Raw genomic sequence first — 19515 nt, 5'->3', positions numbered from 1 at the left:
ATTTGAATTTGCATTGCAACTTCGAACGACCCTGTTTTTTTATTGGACGCCACTGTCAAAAGTATGACTGCTTAGTGCTGCGGTTAGCATCTGCCGGTTGAGTGGCGCTTCCTTCCCACTGTCTCTTTCACGCTTTTTTCGGTCACGAGACCAGCCGTTGCGGTAGCCGGCCAACCAGATGGGAAAGAAAAATCTGATAGATCGGAATCAGCCAGGGCCTCAGATTGATACCGAACACCGTTTCCGAACTATCGTTATCCACCCATTGAACGCGGTGCGCGCTTTATTCGCGGGCGAGAACGGGAACCGGTTTCGCCACTCACGGCATCAAATAAGTGGCGCGCGTCTCTTTCAATGTATAACTGGCAAAATGTTATGCGACGAAACACCGACTGATCGGAAAGGGCACAAGGCCATGCTGCCCAACGGTGCTTCGGTTTCATTCGTTCACTTTTGCACCAGCCTTTGCAGTTTTGCGGAAATTCATTCGATGAAACCTATTCTGAATTCCCTGCTCACTGCCAGCAACAAACTTTTTGCACCTCCACTGATAAGTGGCGAAAAAAACGGTGACTAGACGTAAATGGTGGAGATAGAGTGTGGCCAAGTTCTTATTTCAATCCGGCTATGTGGACTGGTTTGGCTGTGAAGGCCTTTCGGTCTTTCGCACCTGTTTCGATGTTGACCATTTTTCCGAAGCCTCCATTCACCATCTGGACGAAGGCTATATCGAATTCATCCGCAATGCCGTGACCAAACGCCAATCCGAATTTATCGCAGGACGCCACTGCGCACATATGGCGCTAGAGGCACACAACATATCTCATGGCCCGATAGGCGTTGGCACTGCTCGCCAACCTCTTTGGCCCGCGGGCATTGTCGGCTCGATCAGCCATTCCCATGGCTATGCGGTTGCAGCGGCAGCACGGATATCTCAATACATGGCTATTGGGCTGGATGTCGAGAATATCGTCACCTTGGAGACACAGGCGCGGCTTCGTAGATCCATCGTCAATGACGACGAACTGCACCTACTCCACGATAGCGCGTCGCCTGAAAAGGTCGTAACGCTTATTTTTTCAGTAAAGGAGAGTTTCTTCAAGGCAGCCTACCCCTTCGTGGGTGGCTATTTCGGCTTCGACGCCATGTCAGTACTGGAGATTGACTGGAAAACCGGAAAACTGCTGTTCGTCGTCCATCGGGATCTGGCCCCTGAGTTCCCCTCGCGCGCCCTGTTAAATGCCCATTTCAGACATATTGACAACCGCCTGCTGACCTTATTCGTAGTCGAACAGAACGAAAAAAGATAACCTGCCCAAATCGGCAGAATGCAGTCGCCTTTTCCGCCTGAAGCAATGTCGAAATGGCTGAGACGCTATATATTTTGGATGCGAGTAAATTCATGCGGGTTTTTACAACCTCCGATATCCACGTCGACTACGAGGAGAACCGCGCCTGGATAGCAAATCTGTCCCATGAGGATTATCAATCCGACCTTCTCATCCTCGCAGGAGACATTTCCGATGATGTTCGGCTTGTGGATTGGGCCTTCGGTGAACTGCGGCGAAAATTCGCGGGAATCTTCTTCGTACCCGGAAATCACGACCTCTGGGTGCGTCGCGACACCGAGATGACATCCGTGGACAAGTTCCACCATCTGCTGCGGCTGGCGCAAGAACACGGCGTAGCTACCCAGCCCTTTCACCATCGCACACTTTCAATCGTACCGCTGCTGGGTTGGTATGATTACTCCTTCGGCAGGCCCGGCGAGCAATTGCTGAACAGCTGGCTCGATTTTCGCGCCTGCCGCTGGCCTTCGGAAATGACCGCGCAGGAGATCGCCGCCTATTTTCTCAGTCTTAATCGGCATGTTCTGTCAGTCGAGAACGAGACCATTATTTCCTTTTCGCATTTCTTGCCACGGATCGACTTGATGCCATCCCTCGTTCCGGAGCGATTCCACTTTCTATATCCGGCACTGGGTAGCGAAGTCATCGATCGTCAGGTCCGGCTTCTCAAGGCATCCCGTCGCTTGCACGTCTATGGCCACAGCCACCTCAACCGATGTGTCATCATCGACCATGTCGAATACATCAACAATGCCTATGGCTACCCTTCGGAACAGTCCATTACCCGTAAGGATTTGCTCTGTATCTATCAATAACCACCAGGCTGAAGCGGGGCTTGTAAATTCGCCTAACTCATAGAAATCAGACTCGATCTGAAAATCAGCGCCGGGCCATGCTAAAAGAACCCAGCTTGCAGCTGGAACACCAAATATGCCGATGGCTTTCCACTTAACCGTCGGGAAGCGATCTATGCCAAGACAAAGTCGAGATTGACCACCGACTGATGACCCAACCCCACTATGGCCCATCGACGTCACCCATTCGATTGCCAGATGCGTCGTGATTGTCACGGCGCGCCGGCATCGATGAAGGTCACGAACGACGACAATGGTGGAACTACCAAGCGAATATCGTACGATACAACCGACAACAATCTCCGGAGTGAGCGCTGCAAATCCGTCTTGCACGGAAACAACCTAAACTAGGTCGAGTAGCCGCCCGCTATGGTGCCGGAAACGTCGGCAGAAAATTGATTAAACGGCAAAGTTCGCCGGTCGGCATAAAGCGAGAAGATGAATTCTGCCTTTCCGCAAGCGCGGCTGACACAGACCCTGAATGGCCTCGGTTCGGCGTCTATTTTCAAACTGCACATGATTGCGCTGATTTTGGCTGCCTCGACCCTATCCGTTGATGGCCAAGATTTCCTTCCGGTCGCAGAAGGCCGCACCGGCAAATGATCCTCTTCGTTTCTAGGCGGTGTAGATGAAATCGTAAAACATGAACGATGAGCAAAAGCTTCTAACGGGCGATTTTTTTGTACGTAATTTCTATCTATACTATTTCTTTCTCCGTCCGGTTGCGTTAGGCATCCATGAACGTACTTAGTAGCCTGCCACGCTCAGTTGCTGCCATTCTGTGGATTCTGGCTACTTCGACTAATTAATAAATACCGCTGTGAGGCGGAATGTTGCCAGTGAGCGCTAGAATAATGGTCCAAGTAATCCCAGAAGAAAAAAATAACATCCGATCGCTCGATGCACCAGTGTTTGTGTCCGAGCCGCTCTTGCCGGAGTTGAGCGAGCTGATGCCGATGCTTCAGCAGATATGGGAAAAAAAGCACGTCACTAATCATGGGCCGTTGCATCAGCAGCTTGAGGCGGCATTACAAACCTACCTCGGCGTAGATACCGCAATGTTGTTCAATAACGGCACCATCGGTCTTATTACTGCTCTAAAATTATTTGATCTGCCACCAGGTAGCGAGGTCGTCACCTCGCCAATGACTTTCGCCGCTACAGCTCATGCCATTTCTTGGAATGGATTAAAGCCGGTTTTTGCAGATGTTTTGCCAGGCACGTTGACGCTGGATCCAGACGCGGTGGCGCAGGCCATCACCAAGAACACATCCGCCATCCTCGGCGTACATGTTTACGGAACACTTTGCGAGGTAGACGCCTTTACCGCACTTGGAGCGGCGCACAACTTACGGGTGCTGTATGATGCTGCCCACGCATTCGGAGCTACCAAAAATGGCGTTCCAATCAGCCGTTATGGCGACGCTTCTATTTTTTCCTTCCACGCAACGAAGCTCTTCAATACGCTGGAAGGCGGCCTCATAGCCACACCGAGCGCGCAAGATCGGGAGAGAATATATTATCTGCGCAACTTCGGGATTAAGAGCGAAGAAGAAGTCGTCGAAGTTGGCATCAACGGAAAGATGAATGAAGTTCAGGCGGCGGTTGGGCTTCTGAACTTACAAGCCATGGTAGGTGAAAAGGCCAAACGTCGACAATTGCGGAAGCGCTATTGCGACATGCTTGCTGGATTGGATGGCGTACAAACGCAAATTATGCAGGAAGGCGTGGAAGGTTCTGAGCAGTATTTCCCGCTCATAATTGATGAGACACGATACGGCAAAACGCGTGATGACATTTACAATGAGCTCAAGGCCAGAAATATTTTTGCCAGGAAGTATTTTCATCCTATTTGCACGGATTTCGAAACTTATCGGCATCTAAGAATCGTCTCGACACGGTCCGTGCCGCATGTGACGGAAGTAAAATCTCGTGTGCTTTGCCTGCCTTTCCACAGTGGTGTGAGCGAGGACGCTATTTCAATGATTGGTGATGTGTTTCACAATCGGCCCTGACCTCAACGGGAAAAAGATTTGAAACTTGTTAACTCCCCTTTACGGTTGACCCGTGATGGGAGTATCTAAGCTCGAAGTTAGGAACTATGGCACACGCCATTTGCTGACAGATCAAATCGGCGTCATTAGTCACCGGATTATCAACGGGAAATTCTGGAGGCAGCATTCGCGCCCGGGGGTAAATATTTCGGAGGTAGCGGGTTTTTTGATGTTTCCACGGAGGCTGCTCTATACGTGGCACTACCCAGCGGTGGCGACTGCGGCAATAGAATCGGCCTGCATTGGTGCCCGCAGCGGTATTCGTTGCCGTCGTCAGTGGCGATGGTGGTCGATGAAATGCAAGGGGGCAACTTCTACGCCTACAAGACCATGACCGAGGCCCGCCCTGACATCGGCAGCTATCGAAGCTTTTACAACACCGACATCTACATCCATCACTTAGCCGGGGGACGCCGGATCAGGCCTGCTTCAACGCGCCGGCACCAACGATGCTGGCGGCATAATCGTGAAGGAAATCCAGTTAACAAAACGCCCCAAACTGTTTCGACGGATAGAGCCACTTCTGGCGACGGTCTCCGGCCAACTTTTCGAAGGTTTTCCGACACCTTCAAGCAAAATATTGACAGCCTGTCTCCAGCACACTATTTGCTAGCCGCAACGAGACAGAACGCTATGCGACTGAGAGAAGCCAGCGTGGCTGCGCAATAAGAGGTCTGTATACTAACTAGCGCGCGAGGGCAGCGGAAATCGCACCTCTTGATGGCTGTATATGCATTGTCGGCTATCGCAGCGTCGACGCTAAATAAGGATTTTTCCGTGATCGGATCGTTTTTGTCGCCGAACGACAAGAAGTTGTTGACGCGACTATTTAGAGAGAATTTCAAGAAACATGTTGGTTGGTATTCCGTCGCCATCGTCGCAATGCTGGTGGTCGCGCTAACGACATCGCTCAGCGCCTGGATCATGCGCGATATCGTCAACAGCGTCTATCTGAAGCGCGGCTTCGACGTTGTGCTGGAGATCGCGTTTGCCGTAGCTATGATTTTCATCGTCAAAGGCTTCGCCACTTTTTTTCAGAGCTTCTATTTGAGTAAAGCTGGCAACAGTATTGTTGCCGAGCAGCAGCGCAAAATATACGATCGTCTACTGCAGCAAGGCGTATCTTTTTTTCAGAACATGCCTTCTTCTGAGTTGCTCGTACGCGTAACCTATAATGCGCAAGCAGCCCGCAGCGTGATCGATACGATCGTCACATCGTTTGTACGGGATCTTTTTTCTCTTTTAGGGCTGATCATTGTCATGTTCGCCCAGAATTTCCTTTTGAGTGCGATCTCCATGATTATAGGTCCGATCGCCATTTTCAGCGTCCGTCTGGTGTTGCGACGGGTACGCAAGATCATGGAAGCCGAACTGGCTTCCATCGGCGAGATCGTCAATGTCGTGCAGGAAACGAGCATCGGTGTTCGAGTCATAAAGGCGTTTTCACTCGAAAAACTGATGCGCCAACGTATGAACAAGGCCGTTTCGGATGTAGAGCATCGCTCGAATGGGATTGCCAAGCTCGAAGCAGCGACAAGCCCGATCATGGAAACTCTCTCCGGCCTCGCAATCGCCGTGGTGATTGCTGTTTCCGGTTACACTGTTCTGGAAAAGGGCGGCTCTCCCGGCGACCTGATGGCTTTTATCACAGCGCTGCTTCTGGCATATGAGCCTGCAAAACGTCTGGCGCGAATGCGTGTACAAATCGAGAGCGGCATGATCGGCGTGCGCATGATGTTCGAAGTTCTGGACGCTCCGCTGACGCTCGCGGAGAAAAAGGACGCCGTTGCCCTTCAGAAGGCAAGTGGCGATGTTGAACTCAAGAATGTCAGCTTCGAGTATCTTTCCGGTCAGCCGGTTTTAAAGGACGTCAGCGTTCTCTTCGAAGGCGGCCAAATGACCGCGTTGGTGGGACCTTCCGGCAGCGGCAAATCCACCATCATCAACCTCATGATGCGCCTTTACGATCCGCAAAACGGATCCGTGGAAATCAACGGAATGGATTTGCGTGACGTTTCCTTCGCCAGCCTGCGCGAACATGTCTCTTACGTCGGGCAGGAAACCTTTCTGTTTTCAGGCACTATCAAACACAACATCGCGGTAGGGCGAGACAATGCCACTGAGGAGGAGATCACCGCCGCTGCGAAGGCTGCCAATGCGCATGATTTCATCATGAAGATGCCTGAGGGTTACGACACAAGGTTGGGCGAGAACGGATCGGGCCTGTCTGGCGGACAGAGACAGCGTGTGGCCATCGCCCGCGCCATGCTTCGAGACGCGGATATTCTAATTCTCGATGAGGCGACGAGTGCGCTTGATTCTGAATCTGAGGCCTTGGTGCGTGATGCACTGGAACGTTTGACGCTCAACAAAACCTCGATCGTCATTGCGCACCGCCTTTCCACCATCAATCGGGCTGACAAAATCGTCGTCATGGACAATGGCGAAGTTGTCGAACAGGGCAGTCGCCGCGAATTGCTCGCGAATGATGGCCTCTACAAGCGCCTTCATAGTATTCAGTTCGACGCGGATGTCGCCTGATCGCAGAGCGCAAGCCCCATGCCGTTCTTCAGATAGCCTTGGCAGACAATGCCAAATCATGACAGCATTTGGCATTTGAAAATATCCGGGACCACGGACGCAATGACGGCAATCGAAAAATTGGCTGAAAGCTTCGCAAAAGCGAGCCACGAGCATGGAAAAATCACTCTGGCGACACTGCAAGCAGAGAGCCTCATTCCCCGCACCCTCGAAGAGGCTATGGCGGCCCAGCGGGCTTTTGCTGAGATCTGGGCAAAACCGGTTGCCGGCTGGAAACTGGCGATTCGCCCGGATGGCGAGGCCATCGGGGCGCCCATGTTCGATTGCGTTCGGGTCGATGACGCCAATGCCGCTTCTTTTCCTCATGACGGCACTGAAGGCATCGAGGTCGAGATCTGCTTTACGCTTTCGGCGGATATTCCTTCTGCGACATCGGGGCCGCTGACAAGAGCCGATCTGATAAGATATATCGACAAGGTCCACCTTGGCGCTGAACTGCTCCGCTACAGGCTCGCAGAGAAAAATCAGGTACCGTTTCCGCTTTTTCTCGCGGATCGCCTCGCCAACCACGGCTTCGTCATCGGCCCGGAAGTCGATAAAGGCGTCGTGAACCTCTTTGCCGGAAATGGCGAGAACCTGCCGCAGCTCACCATTACCGAGGGGCCGGTGTCGCTATTTGATGCCACGGCAAAACACCCGAATGGTGATCCGCTTGCGCCGCTGGTCGCCTTTGCCAATACGGCATTCAACAAAGGTGACATGCTCAAGGTGGGCAATGTCATAACAACGGGCAGTCTCTGCGGTGCGATACCAAGCACACTTGCCGGGGAGACACACATAACACTGAAATCGGTCGGTGCTTTCACCTTGTCCGGTCCGAAACCATAGGACACCGTCATCCGGATGTCTTTTTCCCCGGGCCGCGTGCCGTCTTGATATCGTCAGATGATCACTTCACCCGCCCATATTCGCCCAAGAAATCGAGCAGCGCCCGAATGCGTGAGGGAAGTGGTCCGCGCTGGCCGACATAAACCGCATGAAACATCTCCATCTCACCCGCATCAAAATGATCGAGGACCGATATGAGCCGGCCGGCGGCGATGTCCTTCCGCACGGTGAAAGCGGCAAGACGAACCAGACCGACACCGGCAAGAGCAAGGCGACGAAGCCCCTCGCCATCGCTTGCCTGTACGCGCCCCGTCGCGGGGATGACGACGGTCTTACCGTCGTCGCGTAGCCGCCAACCATCGACTGACCGGGCATAGCCAAATCCGAGACGATTGTGGTCCTCGAGATCGGCGATGGTTTGCGGCACGCCACAGCGCTCCAGATAATCCGGAGCAGCAGCGATGATCATTCTTGTCTCACCGAGTTTTCTGGCAACGAGGCTGGAGCTCTTCAGCGGCCCCGCCCGAACAGCAACATCCATGCGCTCCGCAAGAAGATCGACCACCAGATCCGTCTGAACGATATCCCGCGTGATGCCCGGGTGAAGCGCCAGAAACCGCGGCAGGATGGGCGCAAGAATATGCGTAGCATAAGAAGCACTGGTGTTGATCCGAACGCGGCCGACAGGCTGTTCGCCCTCCCCTGCGGCGCGTTCGGCCTCTTCGAGATCGGCGAGGATACGGGTGGCCCTTTCGTAGAAAGCACAACCCTCTGGCGTTATCTGTAGCTGCCGGGTGGAGCGATTGAGCAAGCGCGCGCCGAGGCGGCTTTCCAGTCGTGCAATCAGCTTGCTCACCGCCGAAGGCGTCATATTTGCCGCCGCGGCCGCTCGGGAAAAACCTCCGAGTTCGACGACCCGCACGAAGATCTCCATCTCTCCTGCCCGGTTGATCTCCAGTCGCGCCATGATGACTTCATCTCACAAGTGATATTATTTTCGGCATTCTATTTCATTGAAGGGCGAGCGTCTATCTTCAGAAAGCGATTGAAACACGCCGCAATCTTCGTCTGCCAGATCACGGCGGAATGGAGAGAGCAAGGGGCCACGAGGCGCCTCGCCCACAACCATGCCGCAGCAACAAAGGAACACCCCATGGAATATCGCTATCTCGGCAAATCCGGCCTGAAAGTCCCGGTGTTGAGTTTCGGCACAGGAACCTTCGGCGGTTCCGGGCCGCTCTTCAGCAACTGGGGCAATCAAGACGCCAAAGAAGCCCGCCGCCTGATCGACATCTGTCTGGAGGCTGGCGTCAATCTGTTTGACACGGCGGATGTCTATTCCAATGGCGCATCAGAGGAGGTGCTGGGTGAAGCTATCAAGGGAAGGCGCGACAACGTTCTGATTTCAACCAAGACCAGCCTGCCGATGGGCGACGGACCGAACGAGGCGGGATCGTCCCGCTTCCGGCTGGTACGCGCGGTGGAGGACGCGTTGCGACGGCTCCAGACCGACCATATCGATATTCTCCAGCTTCACGCTTTCGATGTTTTCACACCGGTGGAGGAAGTGCTGTCGACACTCGATACGCTCGTTCGGTCCGGCAAGGTTAGATATACGGGCATCTCGAACTTTTCAGGCTGGCAGATCATGAAATCGATGTCTGTCGCCGACCGATACGGCTGGCCGCGTTACGTGGTCAACCAGGTCTATTATTCCCTTGTTGGCCGTGACTATGAATGGGATCTGATGCCGCTCGGCGCGGATCAGGGCCTTGGCGCCATGGTCTGGAGCCCGCTTGGCTGGGGACGGCTGACCGGAAAAATCCGCCGCAGCGCGCCGCTGCCCGAAGGTAGCCGCCTGCATGAGACCGCGAGTTTCGGCCCGCCGGTGGATGATGAGCATCTCTACCGCGTGATTGATGCGTTGGACGCTGTCGCGGAAGAGACAGGCAGGACCATACCGCAGATCGCGCTCAACTGGCTGCTCAGACGGCCCACCGTTTCCACCGTGATCATTGGCGCACGCAATGAGGAGCAGCTTCGCCAGAATCTCGATGCCGTGGGATGGGAACTGACGCCTGCACAGGTGGCGCGGCTGGATGAAGCCAGTGAGACGACGGCACCCTATCCGCATTTCCCGTACCAGCGGCAAGCGGGATTTGCGCAACGCAATCCATCGACGCTAACCCGTCACGGTCTATGGCCGTAAGGCTGGCTGAGTGACCGGGGAAACGCAACACCCACCATCAGGCCGCCTGTCTTGCAGGCGGCCTGATATTGTGGAGTTTTAAGCGGTTTTGTCTGCGGAATCTGCCTCAACCCGGCCCGAAAACCAGTTTGCCAGCATCGCGCCGGAAATGTTGTGCCAGACGCTGAAAATGGCGCTCGGAACTGCGGCAAGAGGCGAGAAATAGGCCGTTGCGAGGGCTGCACCGAGGCCCGAATTCTGCATGCCCACCTCAATCGCAATGGCCTTGCGTTTGGCAAGCGACAGGCCCGTTGCCTTTGCGGCGAGATAACCGATGAGATAGCCAAGCCCGTTATGCAGGACGACAACGGCGAAAATCATCAATCCGGACTGGGCGATCGCAGCCTTGGAACCTCCGACAACCGCCGAAACGATCAGGACGATGCCGATGACGCTTACGAGCGGCAAAGCCGGAACGGCCGCCTTGACCACACCGGGCAGAAGCTTCTGCAACGCGGCGCCGAGAGCCAGCGGCACCAGCACGACCTTGACGATGCTGAGGAACATGGCCCAGCCATCCACCGGCAGAAACTGACTGGCGAACAGCCAGACGAGGAAGGGTGTCACCAAGGGTGCCGCAAGTGTGGTTACCGAGGTACAGGCGACAGACAGCGCAACGTCACCTTTCGACAGATAGGTCATGACATTGGAAGACGTGCCTCCCGGGCAGCAACCAACCAGAATGACGCCGGCCGCGACTTCAGGCGGCATGGGAATGATGCGGGTGAGCAGCACCGCCAGAAGCGGCATGATGAGAAACTGGCCGAGTACGCCGATCGTTACATCGAACGGCCGTTTAACCACCTCTCTGAAGTCATCAACCGAGAGGGTCAGCCCCATACCGAACATGATGATCGACAGAAGCGTGACAATCCACGGTGCAATCTGCTTGAACGTATCCGGAAAAAAGAAGCCGAGTACGGCAAACAGGATGACCCAGACGGCGAAGGTCTTGCCCACGAAAGCCGAGACGGCTGCCAGCGTTTTCATGTCTATACTCCCACAATGAATATCCGTCCCCGTCTAGTGCGCGCGGTCTCTGTGTCAAGGTCACACCCGACGGCCAGTGGCCCAGGGCGGAAAAGGAACGCTGGAAGTCACAACAAACCTTGACGATGCGTGGAAATCACACGCCCAACGAAAGCGCGTGGCAATCAGACACACGATTTGGACGGGGTTGGGCCGTTAAAACCTGTAGCTCAGTCCGAGGACGGGCCCGCTCAGTCGGGAATCAAAAACGTATCCATCATCCGAATAGTCGACATCGAGCACCTTGTAGCCTGCCGAGACAGACAATGTGTCCGTGAAGACGTAGTTCACCGTTGCCAAGGCAGACCATGTGAGATCGGATCCCGCGCCGAAGCCGCCAATATCGACCTGTCCCTGAAGGGACAGCCGATCTGTCAGGCTGACGAAGGCTCGCGCGCCGATAACGGGATCGACCCAGCCAAAGCTTTCCTTATGGGTGGCGGAAACGCTGCCGATCAAAGGATGACTGGCGGTGACCGCTACCTCGTTGGAAATGTGCCAGAAGCGGGCGCCCGCCAGCGCATCCAGCGTAAATCCATCCGCATCCACGACCCGGTAGCCGGCCTGCAGCGTCGCCATGAATTCCTGCGTATCAACATTCGCGTCTATTGCGGCACCGGCCGGCAAAGACGGCAAACCCGGGATTTGCAGCGCCGGCAGCGGGCCAGCCGCGTGACTATCGGTGGTGTCCACATACATCATGTCGCCGGAGAGGACGAAGCGGTCGTAACGCCCCCAGATGTTGAGAAATCCACCGAAGTTGAGATCGTCCACGACGTCGGAGAAGGATTTTTCGACATGCAGCGTCGGCGCGCGGCGGAAAGGCGATATGTTTCCGTTCAGTCCCGTTGCCCAGAGATAGGCCGTGGCCTGAAGCGCCCAGTCCGGCTGATCAACTTCATGCGGACCGGCGCTCGCCTGATCCGCGCCCGAGGCGGCACCTGCGGAAAGTGCCAGGGTGGCAGCAACAAAAGATGATTTCAGCAAAGGCATCCCCCTATGATTGAGAGAAAGTAGACCCATTTGACTTCCGCCAACAAGTCCGATTTTCTATCATACGCTGTATTCCTGCCAAGAGCACCGGAGCCTGTCTCATGCGCCCGAAGACTTTGCCGATTTTATCTGCCTGCACCGCCATCATTTTTTCGATCGCAACACTCACCACGTCGGTGGCGCAGGCCTGCACGCGTTTCGTGTATCTTGGCGAAAACGATCAGGTCATGACGGCCCGATCGATGGATTGGAAAACGGATGTCGGAACCAACATCTGGGTGTTTCCGCGGGGAATGGAGCGGTCTGGCGAGGCCGGGCCAAACTCCGTGAAATGGACATCCAGATACGGCAGCGTCATCGCGTCAGGCTACGATATTTCCACCACGGACGGCATGAACGAGGCCGGGCTTGCGGCAAATGTTCTCTGGCTGGTCGAATCCAGCTACCCTGCCTATGACGGCAAATCTCCGGGCCTATCCATCGCGGCCTGGGCGCAATATGTGCTCGATAATTTCGCAACCGTCGCCGAAGCTGTCAGCGCGCTGGAGAAAATCCCCTTCACGATCGTGACGGACAACGTGCCGGGTGAAGAGCGTCTGGCAACGCTGCATCTTTCACTTTCGGATGCAAGTGGAGACAGCGCAATCGTCGAATATATCGACGGCAAGCAGGTCATTCATCACAACCGCAAATATCAGGTGATGACCAATTCACCTACATTCGACAAACAGCTGGCTCTGAATGAATATTGGACGCAGATCGGTGGCACGGTCATGCTGCCTGGCACGAACCGCGCTTCGGATCGCTTCGCCCGCGCTGCCTTTTACGCCAACGCCATTCCCAAAAGCGAGAATGCAATTGAAGCGATCGCCAGCGTCTTCAGTGTCATCCGCAACGTTTCGGTTCCCTATGGTATTACCACGCCGGACCAGCCGAATATTTCTTCGACACGCTGGCGCACGGTCATCGACCACAAGCGCAAGCTTTATTTCTTCGAGTCCGCGTTGACGCCGAATATCTTCTGGATCGACATGACGAAGCTCGATCTTTCCAAAGACACCGGCTCGGTGAAGAAACTTGATCTTGGTCCCAACCAGATTCACATCTATTCAGGAATGGCGAATGACAGCCTGAAGGATAGCAAGCCGTTCAAATTTCTCGGGCTTTGAAGTCGCCGAATTCCGGAGCAATCATCACGACGAGCCAGTGGACACGGGGGTTTTCTGCAATTCCCCTTGGCCTGTTTCATGTCCGATCCTTCCAGTGAAAAAACCTCTTGACCTCAACCATGGTTGAGCTCCTAGAAGTATTGTCACCTTGTTTCCGCAAGGCTCATTTCATGCTCTTGAGCGAACAGTTGACAAAGGATACCCCATGGCTTTCCAGCTTCCCGACCTCCCCTATGCCCATGATGCGCTTGCCCCATCGGGCATGTCCGAGGAGACGTTGAAGTTTCATCACGATCTCCATCACAAGGCCTATGTCGATAATCTCAACAAGGCGATATCAGGCACCGAATGGGAAAAAAGCAGTCTCGAGGACATCGTCCGGGGCACCTATGAGAAGGGCGCAATCGCACAGTCCGGTATCTTCAACAATGCCTCCCAGCATTGGAACCACAATCTCTTCTGGGAAATCATGGGGCCGGGAAATCATGCCATCCCAAAGGCGCTTGAGGATGCGCTGGCGCAGTCCTTCGGCTCGGTATCGCTGTTCAAGCAGAATTTCGCCCTCGCCGGTGCATCGCAGTTCGGTTCGGGCTGGGCATGGCTGGTGGTGGATACCGACGGCACCCTGAAGATCACCCGCACCGAAAACGGCGTCAATCCGCTGTGCTTCGGGCAGAAGGCGCTTCTCGGCTGCGATGTGTGGGAGCACAGCTACTATATCGATTTCCGCAACAAGCGTCCGGCTTACATCGAGAATTTCCTCGACAATCTTGTGAACTGGCAGGCCGTGGCAGCCCGCCTCTGATTTGAGCCCCACCGACCCGGCCCCTGCCGCTGCCCCGTGCGGCGGGCCGGGTCAGGCGCAGCCGGACAGCCGCCGTCCGGCTGCAACTCCATTCGAGCGTTTCAATGCCCTATGTCGTCACCGAAAACTGCATCGCCTGCAAATATATGGATTGCGTGGAAGTCTGTCCGGTCGAATGTTTCTACGAAGGCGAGAACATGCTCGTTATTCATCCGGACCAATGTATCGATTGCGGCATCTGCGAGCGGGAATGTCCCGCGGCAGCGATCAGACCGGATACCGAAGCCGGGCTGCATGCCTGGCTCGACCTAAACCGCCACTATTCCGGCATCTGGCCGCGCGTGCACCAGAAAAGGCCGCCGCCAGACAATGCCGACGTCATGAATGGCGCCTCAGCCAAGTTTTCCATTTTTTCCAAGAACCCGGGAGCGGGCGGTTAGCCCGGCATGTCATGTCTCATAATCTAAGGCTGATCTCTGGCGGCGTGGTCAATCACGCCCATATTCCGCTGAAAGCTTGCGCGTCTCCGATGATCTCCCCGCGTGAATTCAAGGATTCAATAGCCGGGCTGACCTTCACCGTGGCCGTGGCCACGGCCTCCCACGGCGGAGAGCGGATCGGGCGCACGATCACCTCCTTCATGCCGCTCAGCGCAGAACCGCCGCTGCTGATAATCTCCATCGACTCCAGCAGCCGCGTGGTCGATCTCGTCGCTGCGAGCCGTCGCTTCTCCGTCGCCGCGCTGTCCAGGGGACAGGAGGAGATCGCCGATGTCTTTGCGGGCAAGGGAAATCTCCCCGGCCGGTTCAGCGTTGGAGACTGGGATACATGGCCGTCAGGAAGCCCGAAACTCGCCGATGCGACGCTCGCCATGGACTGCGAACTTGTCGGCTCCATCGATGCCGCAGACCATATCCTGTTTGTCGGCGCCATAACCGAAGCGATATCGGATCGGCTGCGCAAAGCCCTGCTCTGGAGCGACCGCGCCTATACCGGGACAGATGAGCGGCGTTCGGCTGTTTCATCATAAACGGTATGCGCCCGCCCCGAGAAACGGGCGAGCGCGCTGAAGGATCCTGCGCCAGGCGTCACGCAGGTTCCGCCGATACTTCTCCCGCTATCTCCGGCCACAGCCCCTCCGTCACCGTCATCAGCGCCGGTGTCGCGGCCGCGACCCAGGGGATGCCGCTGCCGGGCCTTGTTCCGATACGGACGTCCAAGCCAGCTTCCCTTGCGAGAACGACGCCGCCGGCGATGTCCCACATGGTCGTCAGCTTCTGCAGATGGCCGTCGAAGATACCGCGTGCGGCAAAGGCGAGGCCGATCGATGTCGAGCGGATGGATTCCACCACCCAGCCGGCATGCCTGAGCCCGATGGTGAGAGCCGCCACCTCTTCCGCATCGGCGGCCGCGCTGTCGCCGAGCGACATGATCTGCACATCCTCGAAGGGCACATGGCGGGCAAGCGGTTTGCCGTTCAACATCAGACCCGTCCCATCCGCCGCCGCATAGATATCCTTCAACACCGGCATGGCGACGACGCCGAGTTCCGGCCGGCCATTTCGCACAAAGCCGAGCGAGATGCCCCAGAGCGGCGAACCGCGCAGGAAATTGGCGGTGCCATCGATGGGATCGATGATCCAGTAGGCGTCATCGGCAACGCCGCCCATTTCTTCCCCCAGCACCGTTTCTCCGGGAAAAGCGGCTGCCAGGCGGTCGCGGATCAACTTTTCGACCGTGGTGTCGGCTTCCGAGACGAAATCCTGAAAGCCCTTCGTCCGGGTGGCGATGGCGTCACGCGCCTCGAAAAAGCGAAGGGCAAGGCCCATCGCTTCCTCGATGATGGCGACGGCGCGTTCGAGACGCTCGCTCATCGTGTCCACGCCCTGCCCGTCTCGCCGGCGCCTGCCTTTAGCCAGCCGGTGAAGGCTTCGACTTCATCGGTCTGGATGGCGCCGACGCCAGCCTCGGCAAGAGCACCCCATACGGCTTCGGGATTTGAAAGCGCCCGCGTATCGTTGAAATCTAGGCAATGGGAAACATCGAGCGAGTTGATCCACAGGCGGATATTCTGGCGCTCCATCTCGGCACGGCCTTCGGTCAGATCGGCAATATCGGTGAATTTCACCTCGATCATCGGCGCTCTCAACGCCTCGATGCGGCGCAGATCCTCGGCGAACTTGCCCTTTCTGACCGGAAACATCGGCATATGCGGGATCTTGCCGAACCAGTCGGTCTCCAGCACCTCGAAACGTGGCGCTTCAGGATCGATATCGGTCTTCACCAGCACCTGATCCTCGACGCCGAGCCGCAGCACGGTTTCCATGACCTGCGGCAGATCGCGGGTAAACTTGGTGTCGATATTGACGGTGATCTTGCCTCGCGCCTCTTCCAGCAATTCCTCCAGAGTAGGCACGCATTCATCGGTGATGTCAGCCGCATCACCACCCGCGCCTGCTTTCAGCTTAGCGGCGCGAACCACCTCGAAGGACAGCGCGCTCACGGTCCCCTTGCCCGCCGTGGTGCGGTCAATCGTTTCATCGTGGATGACGACCAACCGGCCGTCGGCCGTCGCCTGCGTGTCTATCTCGATCATCTCCACGCCTGCCGCAATCGCGGCGCGGACGGAAGCCAGCGAGTTTTCGGCGGTGGCGGTCCAGAAGCCGCGATGAGCTATCGTCAGGATGGCCGGATTGTCGCGCGAGCAAAGCGCGAGGACGTTGCAGGAATTGGAGGTCTTACGGGAGGCTGCAAGGGTTTGGTGCATGGTTTTCACTTTCGGACGTTGCAATTACCGGGTTGGAGCGCCCGGATCAGATTTTCCCCATGCCCGCCGCCATCAGATCGTCGCGCAGGATGCGACCGGCGATGATGAAGACGACCAGTGCGGGAAGAAGCAGGATGAAGGAGACGATGGAGGCAAGCGGCAGCTGCATCGAATAGGGATCAAGATACATGTAAAGCTTGATCGGCAGGGTTTCGACAACAGGCGCGCCGACGATGAAGGACTTGTCGAATTCCTCAAAGCTGCCGATGAAGGACATCAGCCCGCCTGCCAGAAGGCCCGGCACCGCCAGCGGCAATATGATGTGGAGAACGATGCCGACCGTGCCCGCGCCAAGCGAGCGCGCGGCATGGATGAGATCGTCTGGAATGGTCTCCAGCGCCGCCGTCATCAGCCGGATCATCAGCGGCAGGGTGCCGACGATCTGCACCAGAATGACGCCCGTCACCGAATAGGCTAGGCCGAACAGAAGGAACACCTGCCCGATGCCAACGGCGACGACCAGCCCCGGAATGATGATCGGCGCAAGGATGAAAATCTCCACCAGCCGTTTCAGCCGGAAGGGAAACCGCGCCATCGCCCAGGCGGTGGGTAACGCGATGGCCGCCGTCAGGAAGGTGACGACAATGGCGATGAGGATGCTGTTGATGGCGGCGCGGATGAGGCTGCCATCGCTGAGGATGCTCGCCCAGCGTGCCGTGGTGTAATCCTTCGGCACGACGAGCGGCGGAGACCAGCCATCGGCAATGCTCCAGAGAAACATCAGCGTCAGCGGCACGGCGATGGCAAGCGTTAGCGCGCCATAAAGCCCGATCGAGACAAAAATCCGGTCCTCCGGCGTGAAGGCACGGCGGCGGGGAGTGATGGCGGGTTCGATGGTGATAGCGCTCATCATGCGTCTCCTCGGTTCTGGCCGGGGCCGATGCGAGATGTCAGGGAATAATAGAGAATGAGGACTGAGATCGCGAACAGGCTCAGAACCATGCCCATGGCATAGACCTGATTGAAGCGGCCCTGATTGAACTCCTTGACCATCAGCACCGAAAGCGGCCGGGCCGTCGGCGGCCCGACGATGTCGGGAATGGCGTAAGAGCCCATGGAGCCTATGAAGGTAAGGAGAATGGCGGCCGTGATACCCGGCATGGCGAGCGGCACCTCCACGAAGAAGAACGTCTTCAGCCGCGAAGCGCCAAGCGTGCGCGAGGCATAACGTATATCCTCGGGAATGGCCGCAAAGGCGCTGGTGATGATCAGCGTCATGAAGGGTATCTGCTTCCAGACACTGGCCAGAATGACGCCGATGCCCCAGTCGTCCCGCACGAGCTTGGGCAGTTCTAGCCCGAGCGGCGCGACCAGCCTGTCGAGAAAGCCGCCCCGTTCGAAAACGACGATCACCATCAGGCCGACGATGATGCCCGGCACCGCCATTGGCAGCTTGTAAAGGCCACTGAACAGCTTGCGGCCAAAAAAACTCTTGCGGATCAAAAGCGCCAGCGGCACCGAGGCCGCGAGCGAGGCGATGACAGGCATGACGCCGTAATAGATGGAGGTCGTCAGACCACGGATCATCGATGCGCGGGTGAAAATCCGCTCGTAGAACATCAGCGTGAAGCCGCCATCCTCCTGCCTGAAGCTGCCGATCAGCGCCGAGAGCAGCGGTCCGCCGAAGAAGACCAGAAGATATCCCACCCCGGGCGCCAACAGCAGGAGAAGCTGGGCGCGTCGGTTACGAAGAATCCCGGCCATCACACCGCCTCCCCCACCATTCTGTCATCGAGAAGATGGACCGAACCGGGAAATTGCAGGGCGACCCTTTGCCCGGCATCGATCAGATTGTCCGCGCCGGACTGGCTGACCCTGATCTGGCGGCCGCCGATCTCGACCGTATAGAGCGCATTGGCGCCCATGAAAGAAACGGCGGAAACCGTGCCGTCACCGGCCTGATCGGCGTGGATTTGGATGTTTTCCGGACGAACGGAAATCTGCACATTGCCGGCCGCCGTCCGATCCGCAACCCGATCCAGCGTCACAGGCTGGCCCCAGGGCAATTGCGCCTGCTGGCCTTCAGCGGATACGGGCAGAAGATTGGTCTGGCCGAGAAAGCCAGCGGTGAAGGCATGTTTCGGCGAGCGGTAAAGTTCGAGCGGCGTGCCGATCTCGACCACGCGCCCGGCATTCATGACGACGATCCGGTCCGACATCGCCATGGCCTCGGCCTGATCATGCGTGACATAAAGGCTGGTGGCACCGATGCGGCGGTGAAGCTCGGTCAGCTCATGGCGCAGCGTGTCGCGGAGTTTGGCGTCGAGGTTGGAGAGCGGCTCGTCGAACAGCAGCAGGCTCGGCTGCATAACGATGGCGCGCGCCAGCGCCACGCGCTGCTGTTGCCCGCCGGACAATTGCCGCGGCATGCGATCCACCAGACCGGCAAGATTGCAGATTTCAAGCGCATGGGCGATACGGCGCGCGCGCTCGTCCTTCGCAACCTTCTTCATCTTCAGGCCAAAACCGAGGTTTTTGGCAACCGACATATGAGGGAAAAGCGCATAGGACTGGAACACCATGGCGATATCACGCGCTTCCGGCGGCGCCTGGTCTATGCGCTTGCCGCCAAGGTGGATTTCACCGCCCGACGGCTGGCTGATGCCGGTGAGGATGCGCAGCAACGTCGACTTTCCACAACCCGAGGGGCCGAGAATGGTGACGAATTCGCCCCGCTCCACGGTGATCGACACGGGATGAAGCGCCCGGCTTGCCCCGTAATCCTTGCTGATATTGCTGATATCGAGTTCACTCATGG

The 19515-nt window shown here is 56.8% G+C and carries 19 protein-coding genes; 11 read left to right on the top strand and 8 right to left on the bottom strand.

The window, feature by feature from the left end:
* Positions 1-599 precede the first annotated feature (599 nt).
* From ACQZ5F_RS21150 to ACQZ5F_RS21125, 6 genes are all read left to right on the top strand, one after another.
* Positions 600-1310, top strand: coding sequence for a 4'-phosphopantetheinyl transferase family protein (locus ACQZ5F_RS21150; RefSeq protein WP_448730924.1), 711 nt, complete (start codon positions 600-602; stop codon positions 1308-1310).
* A 53-nt stretch (positions 1311-1363) separates the two neighbouring features.
* A complete protein-coding gene (locus ACQZ5F_RS21145; RefSeq protein ID WP_448730923.1) occupies positions 1364-2164 on the top strand; it encodes a metallophosphoesterase in 801 nt (266 codons plus the stop codon).
* Positions 2165-2641: 477 nt separating this feature from the next.
* The gene (locus ACQZ5F_RS21140) at positions 2642-2806 is read left to right on the top strand and encodes a hypothetical protein (RefSeq protein WP_448730922.1); all 165 of its coding nucleotides are present in this window, start codon (positions 2642-2644) and stop codon (positions 2804-2806) included.
* Positions 2807-3057: 251 nt separating this feature from the next.
* Positions 3058-4218, top strand: coding sequence for a DegT/DnrJ/EryC1/StrS family aminotransferase (locus ACQZ5F_RS21135; protein WP_448730921.1), 1161 nt, complete (start codon positions 3058-3060; stop codon positions 4216-4218).
* 816 nt (positions 4219-5034) lie between these two features.
* Complete coding sequence (locus ACQZ5F_RS21130) at positions 5035-6798, top strand: ABC transporter ATP-binding protein (protein ID WP_448730973.1); 1764 nt, start codon at positions 5035-5037, stop codon at positions 6796-6798.
* 102 nt (positions 6799-6900) lie between these two features.
* Complete coding sequence (locus ACQZ5F_RS21125) at positions 6901-7686, top strand: 2-keto-4-pentenoate hydratase (protein ID WP_448730920.1); 786 nt, start codon at positions 6901-6903, stop codon at positions 7684-7686.
* A 61-nt stretch (positions 7687-7747) separates the two neighbouring features.
* Here the strand turns inward: ACQZ5F_RS21125 and ACQZ5F_RS21120 are convergent, their stop codons facing one another.
* Positions 7748-8653 (bottom strand): LysR family transcriptional regulator, encoded by a 906-nt coding sequence (locus ACQZ5F_RS21120; protein WP_448730919.1) that lies wholly within the window; start codon positions 8651-8653, stop codon positions 7748-7750.
* A 186-nt stretch (positions 8654-8839) separates the two neighbouring features.
* Here ACQZ5F_RS21120 and ACQZ5F_RS21115 point away from each other — a divergent pair, with 186 nt between their 5' ends.
* Positions 8840-9895, top strand: coding sequence for an aldo/keto reductase (locus ACQZ5F_RS21115; RefSeq protein WP_448730918.1), 1056 nt, complete (start codon positions 8840-8842; stop codon positions 9893-9895).
* Between the two features lie 78 nt (positions 9896-9973).
* On the opposite strand, the gene ACQZ5F_RS21110 is transcribed toward ACQZ5F_RS21115, so the two are convergent.
* Both ACQZ5F_RS21110 and ACQZ5F_RS21105 read right to left on the bottom strand, forming a co-directional pair.
* Positions 9974-10924: a bile acid:sodium symporter family protein gene (locus tag ACQZ5F_RS21110; protein ID WP_448730917.1), complete on the bottom strand. Its 951-nt coding sequence runs from the start codon at positions 10922-10924 to the stop codon at positions 9974-9976.
* Positions 10925-11119: 195 nt separating this feature from the next.
* Complete coding sequence (locus ACQZ5F_RS21105) at positions 11120-11920, bottom strand: hypothetical protein (RefSeq protein WP_137088030.1); 801 nt, start codon at positions 11918-11920, stop codon at positions 11120-11122.
* Positions 11921-12057: 137 nt separating this feature from the next.
* On the opposite strand from ACQZ5F_RS21105, the gene ACQZ5F_RS21100 reads away from it, so the two are divergent.
* From ACQZ5F_RS21100 to ACQZ5F_RS21085, 4 genes are all read left to right on the top strand, one after another.
* Positions 12058-13125, top strand: coding sequence for a linear amide C-N hydrolase (locus ACQZ5F_RS21100; RefSeq protein ID WP_448730916.1), 1068 nt, complete (start codon positions 12058-12060; stop codon positions 13123-13125).
* Positions 13126-13330: 205 nt separating this feature from the next.
* The gene (locus ACQZ5F_RS21095) at positions 13331-13930 is read left to right on the top strand and encodes a superoxide dismutase (RefSeq protein WP_448730915.1); all 600 of its coding nucleotides are present in this window, start codon (positions 13331-13333) and stop codon (positions 13928-13930) included.
* A gap of 104 nt (positions 13931-14034) precedes the next feature.
* Positions 14035-14370: a ferredoxin FdxA gene (gene fdxA, locus ACQZ5F_RS21090; RefSeq protein WP_312359894.1), complete on the top strand. Its 336-nt coding sequence runs from the start codon at positions 14035-14037 to the stop codon at positions 14368-14370.
* 11 nt (positions 14371-14381) lie between these two features.
* Complete coding sequence (locus ACQZ5F_RS21085) at positions 14382-14960, top strand: flavin reductase family protein (RefSeq protein WP_448730914.1); 579 nt, start codon at positions 14382-14384, stop codon at positions 14958-14960.
* A gap of 58 nt (positions 14961-15018) precedes the next feature.
* On the opposite strand, the gene ACQZ5F_RS21080 is transcribed toward ACQZ5F_RS21085, so the two are convergent.
* The 5 genes from ACQZ5F_RS21080 to ACQZ5F_RS21060 are packed head-to-tail and all read right to left on the bottom strand — an operon-like array spanning position 15019 to position 19513.
* The gene (locus tag ACQZ5F_RS21080; protein WP_448730913.1) at positions 15019-15804 is read right to left on the bottom strand and encodes an inositol monophosphatase family protein; all 786 of its coding nucleotides are present in this window, start codon (positions 15802-15804) and stop codon (positions 15019-15021) included.
* Positions 15801-16697 carry a glycerophosphodiester phosphodiesterase family protein gene (locus ACQZ5F_RS21075; RefSeq protein ID WP_448730912.1) on the bottom strand — a complete coding sequence of 299 codons (897 nt, stop codon included), beginning with the start codon at positions 16695-16697 and terminating at the stop codon, positions 15801-15803. Before ACQZ5F_RS21075 ends, ACQZ5F_RS21080 begins: the two co-directional genes overlap by 4 nt.
* Positions 16698-16743: 46 nt before the next feature.
* Positions 16744-17610 carry an ABC transporter permease gene (locus tag ACQZ5F_RS21070; RefSeq protein WP_448730911.1) on the bottom strand — a complete coding sequence of 289 codons (867 nt, stop codon included), beginning with the start codon at positions 17608-17610 and terminating at the stop codon, positions 16744-16746.
* Positions 17607-18461 (bottom strand): ABC transporter permease, encoded by an 855-nt coding sequence (locus ACQZ5F_RS21065; protein WP_448730910.1) that lies wholly within the window; start codon positions 18459-18461, stop codon positions 17607-17609. Before ACQZ5F_RS21065 ends, ACQZ5F_RS21070 begins: the two co-directional genes overlap by 4 nt.
* The gene (locus tag ACQZ5F_RS21060) at positions 18461-19513 is read right to left on the bottom strand and encodes an ABC transporter ATP-binding protein (protein ID WP_448730909.1); all 1053 of its coding nucleotides are present in this window, start codon (positions 19511-19513) and stop codon (positions 18461-18463) included. The genes ACQZ5F_RS21065 and ACQZ5F_RS21060 overlap by 1 nt, the downstream gene beginning before the upstream one ends.
* Between the last annotated feature and the right edge of the window lie 2 nt (positions 19514-19515).

It is taken from the genome of Agrobacterium sp. 22-210-1 (assembly GCF_053522525.1).
Note: the sequence above shows the minus strand (reverse complement) of the source record. Positions and strands in the feature narration are given on the sequence as shown.